At 72.8% G+C, this 301-nt stretch carries 1 pseudogene; it reads right to left on the bottom strand.

Annotation, left to right across the window (positions count from 1 at the left end):
- Window positions 1-301, bottom strand: a pseudogene (locus IH13_RS0130730) (hypothetical protein); the annotation flags it as partial.

The raw sequence follows: 301 nt of genomic DNA on the forward strand, positions 1-301 counted from the left end.
CTCGCGTACACACCGGGGAACAACTGGCCCTCGCTGCGGTCACCCGCCATGAGGACGGCCGAGGCCCCCGACTCGCGCAGCCCCTGCACCAGCTGCTCGTACATGCCGCGCGACGCGCCCGCGACCCGGCGCGTCAGGACGAAGTGGAGGCCGATGTCGACCGCTGCGGGGATGTACGGCAGGAAGGGCGCGAGCGGCGACTGGCCGGCCGTGGTCAGCACGTCGTAGTCGTCGACGAGTACCACGATCCGGGGCCCGCTGCCCCAGCTACCGGGTTCCAGGTCCTCGAGGCGGGGGCCCT

Origin of the sequence: Streptomyces sp. NRRL WC-3549, from assembly GCF_000721935.1 — a bacterium.
In the GTDB taxonomy this organism is placed as follows: Bacteria; Actinomycetota; Actinomycetes; order Streptomycetales; family Streptomycetaceae; genus Streptomyces.